Source organism: Microbacterium sp. OR21 (genome assembly GCF_047306785.1).
GTDB lineage: Bacteria > Actinomycetota > Actinomycetes > Actinomycetales > Microbacteriaceae > Microbacterium > Microbacterium esteraromaticum_E.
The window spans coordinates 50,329-64,249 of sequence record NZ_JAZEXJ010000001.1; the positions used below are offsets into that span (position 1 = coordinate 50,329).

The following is a 13,921-nucleotide window of genomic DNA, read 5'->3' on the forward strand; positions in this document are numbered from 1 at the left end:
CCACTCGGCCCTGTGCCCCACTCAGGTCGCGCTTCGTCCCGCCATTCGGCGCTCTTACCGGGACGAAGTGCGACCTGAGCACTCGAAGACCCACGGCTCCTCTTGACGACAACTGAACAAGTGTTTAGTGTGCTGTACATGCGTTCAGCATTCGACGATCTCACCGCCCGCGCCCGCATCCGCGACGCCGCGATCCGCGCCTTCGCCCGCGACGGATTCGACGCGACGAGCATGCGGGCGATCGCGCACGACGCCGGCGTCAGCGCGGCGCTGATCGTGCACCATTTCGGCGACAAGAACGCGCTGCGCGCCGCGTGCGACGACTACGTCGTGGCGGCGTTCATCGACGACAAGCACGAGCTGATCGAGGCGCCGACGCCCGACCGCATCCGCGCCGCCCTGCACGACACCGAGCGCTACGGCCCGTACATCGACTACCTCGGCCGCATGCTCGGAGACAGCTCGCCGGCAGCCGACCGCCTCTTCGACGAGATCGTGCGGGTCACCCGCCAGGTGCTCGACGAGCAGCGAGCGGCCGGCCTTCTCGTCGAGATGAGCGACCCCGAGATGACCACGCTGCTGGTCACGATGATGGGCCTGGCACCGGTGATGATGCGTACGCAGATCGCCCGCGTGCTCGGGCAGGACCAGCTGAGCCCCGCCGGCATGCTGCGCACCACCCTTCCGACCCTCGAGCTGCTCACGCACGGCATCTACACCAGCCCCGTGTTCCTCGACGGGGCACGCCGGGCCATGGCATCCGACACGCCCACCGAAACGCCCACCGAAGGAGGGGACTCATGAGTTCCGTCATCGACATCACCGGGCTGCACAAGCGCTACGGCCGGCAGACCGCCGTGCAGGGCCTCGACCTGCACGTGCAGCCGGGCATGGTCTACGGTCTGATCGGCCCGAACGGCGCCGGCAAGACTACGACGCTGCGCACCCTCGTCGATACGATCCGGCCCACCTCCGGGCAGGTGCGGGTGCTCGGCGAAGACCCCCGCCGCGCCGGCGCGCGGCTGCGCCGAAGGATCGGCTACGTGCCAGGCGAGCTGCGGCTGGAAGGACGGGTGACCGGGCACCGCATGCTGTCGTTCTACGCCGAGGTGTCGGGCCCGATCGACCGCGGCTACACGTCGGAGCTCGCCGACCGGCTCGGCGTCGACCTCTCGCGCCCGGTGCGCAGCCTGTCGAAGGGCAACAAGCAGAAGGTGGGCCTGATCCAGGCGTTCATGCACCGACCCGAGCTGCTGATCCTCGACGAGCCGACCAGCGGGCTCGACCCGCTCATGCAGCGCGAGTTCCTCACCATGGTGCGCGAAGCGCGCAGCGCCGGGCAGACCGTGCTGCTCAGCTCGCACGTGCTCAGCGAGATCCAGCAGGTCGCCGACGAGGTCGCCGTCCTCGCCGCCGGGCGCATCGTCGCCCAGGGCGACGTCGCGTCCCTCCGCCTGGGCTCGGTGCGGCGGGTGCGGGTTGCGCTCGACGGCAGCGATCCGGATGCCCTGCACCGCCGCTTCACGGGCATCCCCGGCGTGACCGATCTCGAGATCACCCCGCAGGGCGACGCGCAGCAGCTCACCGCCACCGTCGAGGGCGCCATCGATCCGTTCGTGAAGGCCCTCGCGCAGGTCACCGTGCACGACCTCACGATCGAGGAGCCCGACCTCGAAGAGAGCGTGCTGCGTCTGTACGGCGCGCATCCCCCTGCGCCGACACCCCGAGGTGCCGCCGACACCCCGAGCCATCGACGACCGCAGCACGGGGTCTCGGCGACAGGTCGGGGTGTCGGCGAGCACGACGACGAGGGAGGTGCGCGATGAGCGGCATCCTGCCGGTGTTCCGGCGCAGCATCCGGGAATCCTGGCGCGGCGTGATCGGCTGGAGCCTGGGCCTCGCGGCAGCGCTCTTCCTGTACCTGCCGCTGTATCCGAGCTTCGGGGCGAACGGTGAACTGGACAGCGTCATCAAGGCGATGCCCAAGCAGCTGATCGACACCCTCGGCTACGACCAGATCGCCACCGGAGCCGGGTATGCGCAGAGCACGTTCTACGGCCTGATGGGCTTTCTGCTGCTGACCATCGCCGCCGTGCTGTGGGGCTCGACGGCGATCGCCGGGGCCGAGGAGTCGGGGCGCCTCGAGCTCGACCTCGCCCACGGCATCGGGCGGGCGCAGTACGCCGCCGAGTCGGCTCTCTCGGTGCTCGTGCGACTCGTCTGGCTGGGCGTGTTCTCGGGAGCGATCGTGTTCGCGCTGAACGATCCGGCGCAGCTCGGCATCCATCCTCCGCACATCTGGGGCGCCGCGCTGGCACTCACCGGGCTGGCGTTTCTGAGCGCGATGGCGGGTCTGCTCGCCGGTGCTCTGACCGGACGCAAGGCGTGGGCGACGGGAGTCGCCGCCGGCGTCGCCGTGCTCGGCTACGTGTTCCAGGCGGTCGCCAAGCAGTCCGACGACCTCGAGTGGCTGAACGCCCTCTCGCCGTACGCGTGGGTGTACCACCAGCCGCCGCTGAAAGACGGCGTCGACCTCGGCGGCCTGCTGCTGACCTGGGGCATCGCTGTGGTGCTGGCGGGAGCATCCGCCGTGGCGCTCTCACGGCGCGACCTGCGCGGATGAGGCGGCGAGCGCTAACGTGAGCGGCATCATGACTGCCTCGCTCTCGCTCGCCTCCGTCACCCTGCCGACAGCGCCCGTCGGTGCGCCGAATCCCCTGCCCGCCGTCGCGGCGATGCCGCAGGCTCCGTACGAGGCGTCGACCGAAGGGCTGCCGGATGCCATCGCCGAGAACATCCGGTACGGCCAGGTCACCAGCATCCATCCCTATCTGCTGCAGGATCAGTACACCCGCGACCGCAGTGCCGCGCCGATGCGGCTGGCGGTGCTCGAGAACCATCTGCTGCGCGCGGAGTTCGCGCTCGACCTCGGCGGGCGGCTCGTGCGCCTGCTCGACAAGGCGACCGGACGTGATCTCGTCTACCGCAATGCGGTCTTCCAGCCGGCGAACCTCGCCCTGCGCAACGCCTGGTTCTCGGGCGGCGTGGAGTGGAACATCGGCATGCGCGGGCACTGGCCGCTCACCTGCGCGCCGCTGTACGCCGCCGCCCTGACCGCGCACGACGGCGAGCCGGTGCTGCGGATGTGGGAGTACGAGCGGGTACGCGGGCTGATCGTGCAGATCGACGCGACGCTCGATTCGAGCGTGGCCGCGCTGCACGTGCGCGTGCGGGTGCGCAACCCGCACGCCGATGAGACGGGCATGTATTGGTGGACGAACATCGCCGTCGCGCAGACCGACGGCTCGCGGGTGTTCGCCCCGGCGACCCACGCCTATCAGACGCAGTACGACGGCACCCTGGCGCATGTCGACGTCGCTTCGCCCGATGTGAGCCGGCCGGCAGGGGCCCCGGCGGCGGCCGACTGGTTCTACACGCTCGACGGCTCGGATCTGCCGTGGATCGCCGCGCTCGAGGCCGACGGCTCGGGTCTCGGCCACGTCTCTTCGCAGCGGCTGTCCGGGCGCAAGCTGTTCGTCTGGGGCGACACGACCGGCGGGCACCACTGGCAGGAGTGGCTGGGCGGTCACTACTTCGAGATCCAGGGCGGGCTAGCGGCGACGCAGTACGAGCATCTGCGGATGCCGGGAGGCGCGACGTGGGAGTGGACCGAGACCTTCCTGCCCCTGCAGGTCGACGGCGTCTCGTCGGTGGAGTGGCCGTCTGCCGTCGCGACGGTCGGGGCGGAGGTGCGGCGGGCGGCCGGTGCCACGGATGCCTCGCGCCTCGACGCCGTGGCCGACCTGGATCCCGTCGAGCTGATGAATGTCGGCTCCCCGTGGGGTGCGCTGGAGGCCGCGCTGGCGAGCCGGTACGGCGCCGTCTTCCAGAGCCTGCCCGGGGTGCGGTTCGAGGCCGGTGAGGACGAGGATGCCCGGTACTGGCGCGAACTGCTCGGCATGGCATCCGCCACCGATCCCGACCCGGCCACAGCGCCCGCGAGCTACGTGGCCGGCGCTCTCTGGGACCGCCTGCTCGCCGAGGCGCCCGCCACCTGGCTCACGCATTACCACCGCGCGGTCATGGCGCACGCGTCAGGTGATCACGCCCGGGCCGCGGCGCGCTACGAGGCGTCGCTGCGCCAGCGCCGCTCGGCCTGGGCGCTGCGCGGGCTGGGCCAGCTGCGGATGGCGACGGGCGAGACGGATGCCGGCATCGCCGCGCTCACCGACGCGGCCTCGCTGGCGCCCGACCTCGCTCCCCTCGCGCTCGAACTCGGCGAGGCGCTGCTGAGCGCGGGGCGCGCCGAGGAGGCATCCGGATTCCTCGCCTCGCTTCCGCCGTCGACCCGGGATCTGGGGCGGTTCCGCGTGCTCGCGGTGCGCGCCGCGCTGGCATCCGAAGCCGCCGACGAGGCGAGACGGATGCTGGAGGACGAGTTCGACGTGCCCGACATCCGCGAGGGCGAGCTGAGCATGTCGGACCTGTGGCGCCAGGCCTTCCCCGACCGCCCCGTGCCGGAGCGCTACGACTTCTCGATGGCCTGACCCGCGCCCGCGCGGCCGCCCGGGTCGGCGCGCTCGGGCCGGCGGATGGGAAACGCCGGTGCGGTGACCCGGTCACCAGCGTTTCCCATCTGCGCGCACGGGTGGCGGATGGGAAACGCCGGTGCGGATGCCCGGCCACCGGCGTTTCCCGTCTGCAAGCGGCGCGAAACGCGAGCGGCCGCACGCGGCGCCGGCGCCCGCCCGCGCGGGCTAGCGCAGGGGGTCGAAGGGGCGGATCTCGGGCGCGATGCGGCCGGTGGTGATCTGCTCGGCGAGCAGCTTGCCGGTCGCGGGGCCGAGCACGATGCCCCACATGCCGTGGCCGCCGGCCACGTACACGTTCGGGGCCTGCGTCGCGCCGACCAGCGGCAGGCCGTCGGGGGTGACGGGGCGCGAGCCGACCCATTCGTCCTGGCGGTCGTCGAGGTCGATCCCCTGGAACATCTCGCGCGCCTGCGCGATGATCGCCTGCACGCGACGCGGCTGGAAGGGCTCGTCGGGCCGGCGGAACTCCATCGTGCCGGCGATGCGGAACCGCCCCTGATACGGCGTGCACGCGATGCGCTGAGTCGGGAAGTACACCGGGTGCTCCTGGGGAACCTCGGTCGCCACGGTGAACGAGTATCCGCGACCGGCCTGCACGCGCGTGCGAACGCCCAGCCTGCGGGCGAGCGCCGGCATCCAGGCTCCGGTCGCGATCACCACGGAGTCGGCCTCGAGACGCTGCCCGTTCGACATCGTCACCACGGGCCGGCGGGTCGACGACACATCGGTGACCTCGTATCCGGTGATCAGCTCGGCACCGCGCTCGACGACGGCGGCGCCCAGTGCCTCCATGAAGGGCGCGGGCTCGAAGAAGCGCTGCCCGTCGAGCCGGTACGCGTGCGTGACGGCATCCGAGAGCACCGGCGCGAGCTCGCGCGGGTTCTCGAGCCGCTCGAACGGCACATCCTGTCCGTGGCGCACGACGCCCTCGATCTCGTGCAGGAAGCCCTTCGAGTCCGCCTCCTGCTTGAAGCCGATCACGAACGGCCCCTCACGGGTCCACGACTTCACGCCGCCGTCGATGAGCTCGTCGAAGCACTCCAGCGCGATCCGGTCGATCGGCGTGAGGTCGGCCATCGTCCGATCCCAGGCGCGGTTGGTGCCGTGCGCGGCGAACTGGCCGAGGAACATCCACAGCCCCGGATCCACGCGGAACGGCACGTGCAGCGCGGCATCCGGATCGAGCAGCGCCTTCGGCCCGTACGTCCACAGGCCGGTGTCGGCGAGCGGGATCGTCTTTCCAGGCGTCAGCCAGCCAGCATTTCCCCACGACGAGCCGGCGGCGATGCCGACCCGGTCGATGACCGTGACCTCGACCCCGCGCTCCTGCAGGTGCCAGGCCGTGGCGAGCCCGACCATTCCGGCACCGACGATGATCGTCCGCGTCATTGCGTCCTCCTGAGACACTTGATCGTGGGCGCGAGAGAACACGCCCACTACCTGTGATTATGCAGATTCCGACGATCGCGGGATGCGAGAGCGAAGATCCTGCGTAGAATCGCTCCGAAACAGTGGAAATCTTCACCCGCACACGAGGAAGTGACCGCGTGGCTCCCGATTCTTCGACGCCCGGCCAGACCGGGCTGGATGCCGTAGACCGCACCCTCCTGCATGAGCTGGCCCGCAACGGCCGCATCTCGAACACCGAGCTCGCCGCGATCGCCGGAATAGCCGAGTCGACATGCCTCAAGCGGGTGCGGGCCCTGCAGGCGAACGGCGTGATCGTCGGCTTCCACGCCGAGATCTCACCCGCAGCGCTCGGCCTGCACCTCGAGGCGCTGATCACCATCCGCCTGCACGCCCACGCCCGCGGCGACCTGCGCCGATTCCAGACCTACCTGGAGGGACTGTCGGCGACCCAGCGCGTGTACTTCCTCGCCGGCGATCGCGACTTCCTCGTGCATGTCGCGGTTCCCGATGCCGGTGCGCTGCGCGAACTCGTGTCAGACACCATCAGCCTGCAACCCGAGGTGGCCTCCACCAGCACCAGCCTGATTTTCGCCCAGGCGCCGGGGCCGCGCGGTCTGTGACCACGCGGACCCGACCGCACGTTCGTCAGTCCTGCGTGATGTTCTCGTAGGCCCGCATCGCCGCCTTCTGGGCATCCTTCAGAGCTTCCTCCGGCGACTTGTCGCCGAGCAGCGCCGCCGTGATGGCGTTGTTGAGCTCGTTCTGGATCTGCTGACCGGCCGGCGACGAGCCGAACGACTGTCCGTAGTCGACCACGTCGTAGTAGGTCGAGATCACCTGGTCGAACCCGGCGTTGCCGCTCTCGGTGACCCATTCCTCACGGATCGCCTTGTCGGCCGCCGGCGAACCGGTGAAGAGGCCGGTGTTGACGCCGCCGTCCTTCTTGCGGGTCTCGCCGCGCGCCTCGCCCGCGGCGGCCCACGCCTCATCCGAGGTCAGGTCGACCATCCACGCGCACGCCGCGGCCGGGTTCTTCGCACCGGCCGGCACGACGAACGCCGTTCCGGATGCCACCGAGAAGGGCTCCCCGTCCGCTCCGCGGAACGGCACGGCCTCGAGCTCGAGCTGGTCCATGTACGGCGAGAGCACGTTCGGGTACCACTGGGCGTTCACCTGCGCGCCGACCTGACCGGCGACGAACTGGTTGTTGTCGCCGAAGGTGTCGAACGAATCGGTGAAGCTCTTCACCGCGGCGTAGCCGCCCTGGGCATCCGTGATCTTCTTCAGCATCTCGATGCCCGCAACGTTCTTCGGGTCGTCGAGCGTGGGGGCGCCCTTGTCGTCGTTGAGCTGCCCGCCCATCCCGAGGATCCACAGGCCGCTCTGTCCGGTTGCCTGCGGGTCGAAGCCGAGGCGCGTGGGCACCCCGCCCTCCTCCTGGTAGATCTTGCCGATAGCGTCGAGCAGCACGTCGGGGTTCGAAGTGTCGATCTGGTCGGCCTTCACGCCGGCCTCGTCGAGCACCTTCTTGTTCACCAGGATCGCGGGCGGCTGGTAGAACTGCGGCACCGCCCAGATCGCGTCGTCGTAGGTGACGTCGTCGACGACGAACGGGTACCAGTGGTCGCGCGGCTCGACGTCCTGCTCGTCGAGGCACTCGTCGAGCGGCATGATCAGCCCCTGCGCCGCGTAGGTGGTGACGTAGCGGCGGTCCATCTGCACGACGTCCGGCACGTTGCCGCCGGCGAGACGGGTGGTGAACTTCTGCGCGTCGAAGGCCGTGGCGTCGAGGTCGACCTTCACGTCCTTCAGCTGCTCGGCCGCGTAGTCGAGGCGGGACTGCCCGACGTCGTCGGCGTTCTCGAATCCCCAGGCGTTGAGCGTGCCCGTCGCGTCGGCGCCCCAGTCGACGTCATCAGCCATGTCGGCGGCGTCTCCACCCCCGCCGCAGCCGGTCAGCACGACGGCGGACGCCGCGACGACTGCCGCGATTCCCAGAATGCGCTTGTGCATCTCTCTCCCTCTCGGTCTGGCGGCTGTCGCGAGCGACGCCGCGGTTCTGAAGCAGTTCCGGATGCCCGGAGCTCAGCCCTTCCGCCCCTGTGTGGCCACGCCCTCGATGAAGTACCGCTGGCCAAACGCGAAGAGGATGAGCATCGGCACGGTGACGATGAGCGAGGCGACCATGACGTACTGGTAGTCGCCGTGCCCGCCGGCCGTGGGGCTGTACTTGGTCATGGCGTACGCGATACCCAGCGGTGCGGTGAAGTCGTCGACCGACCCCGCGTTCAGGTAGATCAGCGCGGAGTACAGGTTGTTCCAGCTCGCCTGGAACTCGAAGAGGAACACGATGACGAACGACGGCACCGACAGCGGCATGGCGATCCGCCAGAACAGCCCCCAGTAGCTGGCGCCGTCGAGGCGCGCGGCCTCGAACAGCTCCCGTGGCAGCCCGAGGTAGAACTGCCGCTGCAGGAAGATGTAGAAGGCCGAGCCGAACAGGTTCATGCCCCACAGGGGCACCCAGGTGCCGAGCAGCCCGGTCTCCTTCCAGATCAGGTAGATCGGGATCATCGTCACCGCGCCGGGCAGCATCATGGTCGCCAGCACCAGGCCGAACAGCAGACCGCGCCCGGGGAACTTGAAGTACGCGAAGCCGAACGCGACGATCGAGCTCGAGACGGCGACGGCGGTGGCCGCGAGCAGGGCGATCGCGACGCTGTTCCAGAGCCAGCTCATCAGCGGCAGCTGGTTCCACACCTCGACGTAGTTCTCGGGCACGAACGTCTTGGGGATGAGCGCGTTGTCGAACACCTCGCCGCGCGGCTTGAAGCTCGCCGCGACCAGCCACGCGAACGGGTACAGGAAGAGCAGCCCGAACCCCACCAGGATGATCGTCAGCACGATCCGGACGGCGAAGCTGCGCGGCTGGCTCATGCTGCGGCGCCACCTCGAGCGCTTCGGCACGGTGTTGACGACCGTCGACGGGTCGGGCTTCTCGTCGTCCCGGCGTCGAGGGGTGTGTTGCAGCGACGTCGCCATCAGCGGTCTCCCTCGTAGTAGACGAAGCGGTTGCCGAACTTCACCTGGATGACGGTGATGATCATGATGATGACGAACAGCAGCCAGGCCATGGCGGCGGCGAAGCCGAAGTTGAACTGCCGGAACGCCTGCTGGAACAGGTAGATCGCGTAGAAGAGCGACGCCTCGGGCGATGAGTTGCTCTGGTCGCGCCAGAACAGCAGGTATGCCTGGTCGAAGATCTGGAATGCGGCGATCGACAGCACGATCACGTTGAAGAACATCGCCCCCGAGATCATCGGCAGGGTGATCGCGAAGAACTTGCGCACGCTGCCCGCGCCGTCGAGCGATGCCACCTCGTACAGCTCCGTCGGCACGTTCTTCAGCGCGGCGAGGAAGATCACCATGGTGCCGGCGACCGTCCACAGCGTCATGATGACGATGCTCGGCTTCACCCAGGCAGGGTCGACCAGCCACTGCGGGCCGTCGATGCCGAACAGGCGCAGGAACTCGTTGATCACGCCGCTGTTGCCGTTGAGCAGCAGGAAGAAGACGGCCGCCGTCGCGACCGCGGGTGTCATCTTGGGCAGGTAGTACAGCGTGCGGAAGATGCCGGCGCCCCGGCCGACCCTGTTGAGCAGCATGGCCAGCACGAGAGCGAAGATGATCTCGAGCGGCACGGCCATGACGACGTAGAACAGCGTGTTGCCCAGTGAGACCATCACGCGCGGGTCGTCGAAGAGCTCGGCGTAGTTGTCGATCCCCACGGGGCGCGCGGTGTTGGTGGCGAGGTTGTAGTTGCTGAACGAGATGTACAGGCTATAGATCATCGCGCCGGCGGTGAACACGAGGAACCCGATGATCCACGGTGTGATGAAGAGGTAGCCGGCGATCGCCTCGCGCTTGTTGTAACGGTCGCGTGCCGGCTTCGGCCCGCGACGGAACCAGCGCCTCCGGTTCTTCTGCGCCTGCTCCTCGGCCGGAACGAGCGCCTCCGGGGCCGTCGTGATGCTCATCTGCCACCCCCTCCGCGGTCGCACGAGCGCACCGCGCACGGGATGTCCGCGGCTCCGACCATGGAGCGCGCGGATGCCACGCAGAACGAGCAGCGCCTGTGCATGCCCAGACGCTACTCAGCAACCGCACTTCTCGTACGCCCCTTGCCAGGCGCCTTGCAGACGTGCATGATGGGCCGAATGGCGCCCGGATGACGTCTCCGGCCCGGTCACGTGGCAATACCGCCCGGAGACCGGACGATCCGGATCAGCCGGCTCGCACCTCGAACCCGGCGCCCGTGAGCGCCGCGCGCTGATCGTCGGTCGCGGTGGGATCGGTGATCACGAGCGGGAAGAGCTCGGGGCCTCCGACGTGCGCGAAGGCGGTGCGGCCGATCTTCGAGGCGTCCGCGACGATGATCGCGCGGGCCGCGCGCTGCGCCATCATGCGGTTCACCGCGGCCTCCGCCTCGTCGTGCGTGCTGCCTCCGGCGTCGGCGGCGAGCCCGTTGACGCCGATGAAGGCGATGTCGAGCGAGATGCCGCCGAGCAGCTGCTCGACGAAGGGCCCGACCAGCTCGAAGCTGCGCGGGTGGATCACCCCGCCGGTGACGACGACCTTGAACTCGGGGCGCATCGCCAGCTGGGCGGCGATGTTCACGGCGTTGGTCACGACCGTCAGGCCCTGATCGGCGAGATCGTCACGGGCGGCGAGCGCGGTCGCGATCGCGTTGGTCGTTGTGCCGCCGGAGAGTCCGACCACCTGGCCGGGTTCGACGAGCGCGGCGGCGACGGCCGCGATCTGCTCCTTCGCGCCCGTGCGGTGGTGGCTGCGGTACCGGATCGGCAGCTCGTAGGCGAGCGACTGGGCGACCGCTCCGCCGTGCGTGCGGGTCAGCAGCCGGCGCTCGGCGAGGCTGTCGAGATCGCGGCGGGTGGTCGCCGCCGACGCGCCGAAGCGATCGACGAGTTCGTCGACGCTCACCTCGCCCTGGGCGGCGAGCAGGTCGAGGATGGCGGTGAGTCTGGCGGCGCGCTTCATGTCACGCTCAGTCTGGCAGTCCGCGCGGCCGTCAGGCGGATTCGAGGGCGAACAGGCGCAGCATCCTGGCGGCCTCCTCGGCGACCGCCTCGCGGGCGGGCGAGAGGTACTTGCGCGAGTCGACGAGCTTCTCGTCGGCGGCGAGCGTGTCACGGACCGCGCGGGTGAAGAATCCATTGAGGTGCGTCGAGACGTTGATCTTCGTCATGCCGGCACGCACGGCCTGCACGATGACCTCGTCGGCGACACCCGACGAGCCGTGCAGCACGAGCGGGATGTCTCCGCCGGTGCGGCCGATGCCGCGCAGAGCGGCCTTCAGGCGGGCGATCAGGTCGATGTCGAGCGACGCCGACCGGTCGAGCATGGCGTGCGACGAGCCGACCGCGACGGCGAGCGAGTCGACGCCGGTCGCCTCGACGAACGCGCGCGCCTCGTCGGGGTCGGTGCGCACGCCGGGCGCGTGAGCGCCGTCCTTTCCGCCGACCTCGCCCAGCTCGGCCTCGATGTACACCCCGGCGGCGCGGGCGCGCGCGGCGACGTCGGCGGTGATCTCGACGTTCTGCTCATAGGGGAGCTTGCCGCCGTCGAACATCACCGACCCGAAGCCGAGCTCGATGGCCTCGTCGACGAGCTCGGGGCGCTCGGCGTGGTCGAGGTGCACCGCCACCGGGGTCGTCGCGCGGCGGGCGACCGCGAGCGTCGCCCAGCCGATCGGCTCGAGCCCGCCGTGGTAGTCGGCGCAGTTCTGCGAGATCTGCAGGATCACCGGCAGGTTCGCGCGCTCGGATGCCGAGACGAGCGCCTCGGCCGTCTCGAGGTGGATCACGTTGAACGCGCCGAGGCCGGAGCCGGCGGCTGCGGCGGACCGCATGAGTTCGCGTGCGGAGGCGAGTGTCATCGGGTTTCCTTCGGGTCGGATGCCGGCGCGGGTCCGGCGGTGAAGACCAGGGCGGCCTCGAGCTCGGGCCAGGACGGGTGGATCTCTCCTGCCAGCGGCATGAGCACCGCGGCGGCCGACCACGCGGTGGCGCGGCGCAGGATCTGCTCGGGGTCGTCGACGCCGGCATCCATCAGCGCGGCGCATGCCGCGACTCCGGCATCCCCCGCCCCGATCGGGTTGCCGGCCAGTGCGGCGTCGAGACGGGCGTGAAGCACCGAGACGCCTCCGGATGACGTGCCCGAGACGGCCAGCATCCCCTCGGCTCCGAGCGAGAGCAGCACGAGACACGCGCCGCGGCGGATGAGCTCGCGGGCCCCCTCGATCGGGTCGTCGAGGCCGGTGGCGTCACGCAGCTCGTGCTCGTTGGGCTTGAGCACGGATGCCCCGGCATCCGCCGCGGCGAGCAGCGCGGGACCCGAAGTGTCGGTGATCACGGGCACTCCCGCATCGCGGCCGAGCCGGATCAGTGCGGGCAGCGCGTCGTCCGGCAGGCCCGGCGGCAGGCTCCCCGAGATGACGAGCACACGGGCCGGGTCGTCTGCGTCGCCCAGGGCGTCGGCCACCGCGTCGCGCAGAGCCTGCCACTCCGCCGTCGTCGGGGCGATGCCGCGCTCGTTCACGATGGTCGTGTCGCCGAGCGCCTCATCGACCAGGGCGATGCTGCGGCGCGTGGCCGCGGCGACCGGCACGAGCACGTGCGGCACGCCCGATGCAGCCAGCTCTGCCGCGAACTCCTCGCCGGTGGCGCCGCCGACGGTCGTCAGGGCGATGACGTGCGCGCCCTCGGCGTGCGCGACCCGGGCGACGTTGAGTCCCTTACCGCCGGCGCGGGCCTGCCCGGCATCCGCCCGGTGGGTGCCCCCGACGGTGAGCGAGGCGACGTGCCAGGTGAGATCGAGCGCCGGGTTGGGGGTGACAGTGACGATCATGCCGACGCGACCTGCCGCGCGCGCAGCGCCGACCCGAGGATGCCTGCGTTGCCGGACAGCTCGGCGGGCACCAGGTCGGGGATGCGGTGGAAGCTCAGCCGGTCGGCGAGGCGCACCCGCAACTGGTCGAACAGCGCGCCGCCGGCTCGCGAGAGCCCGCCGCCGATCACCACCGCCTGCGGCGCAATGATGGCGGTGAGCTGCGCGATCGACATGGTGAGCGCGTCGAGGGCCTCATCCCACACCCTCGCGGCGACCTCGTCGCCGGCGGCGGCGCGGGCGATGACCTCGCGTGCGCCGTCGACGTCCTCGCCGGTCGCCTCGGTGTAGCGACGTGAGATCGCCCCCGCCGAGGCGATGGCCTCCAGGCATCCGCGCGCGCCACACGGGCACGGCCACTCCCCGATCGGCGAGTGGCCGATCTCACCGGCGTAGCCGCCGGCGGTGTACGGACGGCCGTCGACGAGCAGGGCGCCGGCGATCCCGGTGCCGATGATCAGCACGACGGCGTTGGCGTAGTCGCGCGCGCCGCCCAGCACGTGCTCGGCCCAGCTGGCGGTGCGCACGTCGTGGTCGAACGCCACCGGCATCCCGAAGCGCGCGGCCATCAGGTCGCGCATCGGCGCATCGCGCCAGCCCAGGTTGCTGCTGAAGACGCCGATGCCGCTGTCGGCGTCGACGATGCCGGGCACGACGAGACCGACCGCCCGCGGCACGACGTCCGGATGCTGCGTGTGCAGCTCGTCGGCCAGCTCGGCCAGCCGTCCGATCAGCCGAGCCGGGCTGTCTTCGCCGCCCGCCGGGGTCGGCGTGCGGCGAAGACCCAGAGCTCTGCCGTCGGCGTCGAACAGCGCCGACTTGATGTCGGTGCCGCCGACGTCGAAGGCCAGCACGGGCACGCCGGCGCCGATCGCGGCCGCGTCAGCGAGCCTCTCGCCGGAGGCGTCGGTGATCACGTCGGGTATGGAGCCGTGCTCGGACATGCGCTGCGT

The 13,921-nt window shown here is 70.4% G+C and carries 13 protein-coding genes; 5 read left to right on the forward strand and 8 right to left on the reverse strand.

Annotated elements, in window-relative coordinates; all coding sequences use genetic code 11:
* The first annotated feature begins 138 nt into the window (after positions 1-138).
* Genes V2S04_RS00235 through V2S04_RS00250 form a run of 4 tightly spaced genes read left to right on the forward strand, consistent with a single transcriptional unit; the run spans position 139 to position 4,547 of the window.
* Entirely contained in the window at positions 139-804 is a 666-nt protein-coding gene (locus tag V2S04_RS00235) for a TetR/AcrR family transcriptional regulator (RefSeq protein WP_413636498.1), read from the forward strand.
* Positions 801-1,826 (forward strand): ABC transporter ATP-binding protein, encoded by a 1,026-nt coding sequence (locus V2S04_RS00240; protein WP_413636499.1) that lies wholly within the window; start codon positions 801-803, stop codon positions 1,824-1,826. The genes V2S04_RS00235 and V2S04_RS00240 overlap by 4 nt, the downstream gene beginning before the upstream one ends.
* Complete coding sequence (locus tag V2S04_RS00245; protein WP_413636500.1) at positions 1,823-2,623, forward strand: ABC transporter permease subunit; 801 nt, start codon at positions 1,823-1,825, stop codon at positions 2,621-2,623. Before V2S04_RS00240 ends, V2S04_RS00245 begins: the two co-directional genes overlap by 4 nt.
* Before the next feature lie 28 nt (positions 2,624-2,651).
* On the forward strand, positions 2,652-4,547 hold the full coding sequence (locus V2S04_RS00250; RefSeq protein ID WP_413636502.1) for a DUF5107 domain-containing protein: 1,896 nt from the start codon (positions 2,652-2,654) through the stop codon (positions 4,545-4,547).
* A 210-nt stretch (positions 4,548-4,757) separates the two neighbouring features.
* Here V2S04_RS00250 and V2S04_RS00255 read toward each other — a convergent pair whose 3' ends face one another.
* On the reverse strand, positions 4,758-5,981 hold the full coding sequence (locus V2S04_RS00255; protein ID WP_413636504.1) for an NAD(P)/FAD-dependent oxidoreductase: 1,224 nt from the start codon (positions 5,979-5,981) through the stop codon (positions 4,758-4,760).
* A 158-nt stretch (positions 5,982-6,139) separates the two neighbouring features.
* Here V2S04_RS00255 and V2S04_RS00260 point away from each other — a divergent pair, with 158 nt between their 5' ends.
* Entirely contained in the window at positions 6,140-6,622 is a 483-nt protein-coding gene (locus V2S04_RS00260; protein ID WP_413636506.1) for an Lrp/AsnC family transcriptional regulator, read from the forward strand.
* Between the two features lie 25 nt (positions 6,623-6,647).
* On the opposite strand, the gene V2S04_RS00265 is transcribed toward V2S04_RS00260, so the two are convergent.
* The 7 genes from V2S04_RS00265 to V2S04_RS00295 all read right to left on the reverse strand — a co-directional run bounded on the left by V2S04_RS00265 (position 6,648) and on the right by V2S04_RS00295 (position 13,912).
* A complete protein-coding gene (locus tag V2S04_RS00265) occupies positions 6,648-8,015 on the reverse strand; it encodes an extracellular solute-binding protein (RefSeq protein ID WP_413636508.1) in 1,368 nt (455 codons plus the stop codon).
* A gap of 72 nt (positions 8,016-8,087) precedes the next feature.
* Complete coding sequence (locus tag V2S04_RS00270) at positions 8,088-9,044, reverse strand: carbohydrate ABC transporter permease (protein ID WP_413636510.1); 957 nt, start codon at positions 9,042-9,044, stop codon at positions 8,088-8,090.
* The gene (locus V2S04_RS00275; RefSeq protein WP_413636512.1) at positions 9,044-10,039 is read right to left on the reverse strand and encodes a carbohydrate ABC transporter permease; all 996 of its coding nucleotides are present in this window, start codon (positions 10,037-10,039) and stop codon (positions 9,044-9,046) included. Before V2S04_RS00275 ends, V2S04_RS00270 begins: the two co-directional genes overlap by 1 nt.
* 247 nt (positions 10,040-10,286) lie before the next feature.
* Positions 10,287-11,060: a DeoR/GlpR family DNA-binding transcription regulator gene (locus tag V2S04_RS00280; RefSeq protein WP_413636514.1), complete on the reverse strand. Its 774-nt coding sequence runs from the start codon at positions 11,058-11,060 to the stop codon at positions 10,287-10,289.
* A 31-nt stretch (positions 11,061-11,091) separates the two neighbouring features.
* Complete coding sequence (locus V2S04_RS00285; protein ID WP_413636516.1) at positions 11,092-11,958, reverse strand: class II fructose-bisphosphate aldolase; 867 nt, start codon at positions 11,956-11,958, stop codon at positions 11,092-11,094.
* Positions 11,955-12,929, reverse strand: coding sequence for a 1-phosphofructokinase family hexose kinase (locus V2S04_RS00290; RefSeq protein WP_413636518.1), 975 nt, complete (start codon positions 12,927-12,929; stop codon positions 11,955-11,957). The genes V2S04_RS00285 and V2S04_RS00290 overlap by 4 nt, the downstream gene beginning before the upstream one ends.
* Positions 12,926-13,912, reverse strand: coding sequence for an ROK family protein (locus V2S04_RS00295; protein ID WP_413636520.1), 987 nt, complete (start codon positions 13,910-13,912; stop codon positions 12,926-12,928). The genes V2S04_RS00290 and V2S04_RS00295 overlap by 4 nt, the downstream gene beginning before the upstream one ends.
* Between the last annotated feature and the right edge of the window lie 9 nt (positions 13,913-13,921).

Bases quoted from the DNA above. Each gene is read 5' to 3' on its own strand.
- V2S04_RS00235 (WP_413636498.1), top strand. From the start codon at position 139: ATGCGTTCAGCATTCGACGATCTCACCGCCCGCGCCCGCATCCGCGAC.
- V2S04_RS00240 (WP_413636499.1), top strand. From the start codon at position 801: ATGAGTTCCGTCATCGACATCACCGGGCTGCACAAGCGCTACGGCCGG.
- V2S04_RS00245 (WP_413636500.1), top strand. From the start codon at position 1,823: ATGAGCGGCATCCTGCCGGTGTTCCGGCGCAGCATCCGGGAATCCTGG.
- V2S04_RS00250 (WP_413636502.1), top strand. From the start codon at position 2,652: ATGACTGCCTCGCTCTCGCTCGCCTCCGTCACCCTGCCGACAGCGCCC.
- V2S04_RS00255 (WP_413636504.1), bottom strand. From the start codon at position 5,981: ATGACGCGGACGATCATCGTCGGTGCCGGAATGGTCGGGCTCGCCACG.
- V2S04_RS00265 (WP_413636508.1), bottom strand. From the start codon at position 8,015: ATGCACAAGCGCATTCTGGGAATCGCGGCAGTCGTCGCGGCGTCCGCC.
- V2S04_RS00270 (WP_413636510.1), bottom strand. From the start codon at position 9,044: ATGGCGACGTCGCTGCAACACACCCCTCGACGCCGGGACGACGAGAAG.
- V2S04_RS00275 (WP_413636512.1), bottom strand. From the start codon at position 10,039: ATGAGCATCACGACGGCCCCGGAGGCGCTCGTTCCGGCCGAGGAGCAG.
- V2S04_RS00280 (WP_413636514.1), bottom strand. From the start codon at position 11,060: ATGAAGCGCGCCGCCAGACTCACCGCCATCCTCGACCTGCTCGCCGCC.
- V2S04_RS00285 (WP_413636516.1), bottom strand. From the start codon at position 11,958: ATGACACTCGCCTCCGCACGCGAACTCATGCGGTCCGCCGCAGCCGCC.
- V2S04_RS00290 (WP_413636518.1), bottom strand. From the start codon at position 12,929: ATGATCGTCACTGTCACCCCCAACCCGGCGCTCGATCTCACCTGGCAC.
- V2S04_RS00295 (WP_413636520.1), bottom strand. From the start codon at position 13,912: ATGTCCGAGCACGGCTCCATACCCGACGTGATCACCGACGCCTCCGGC.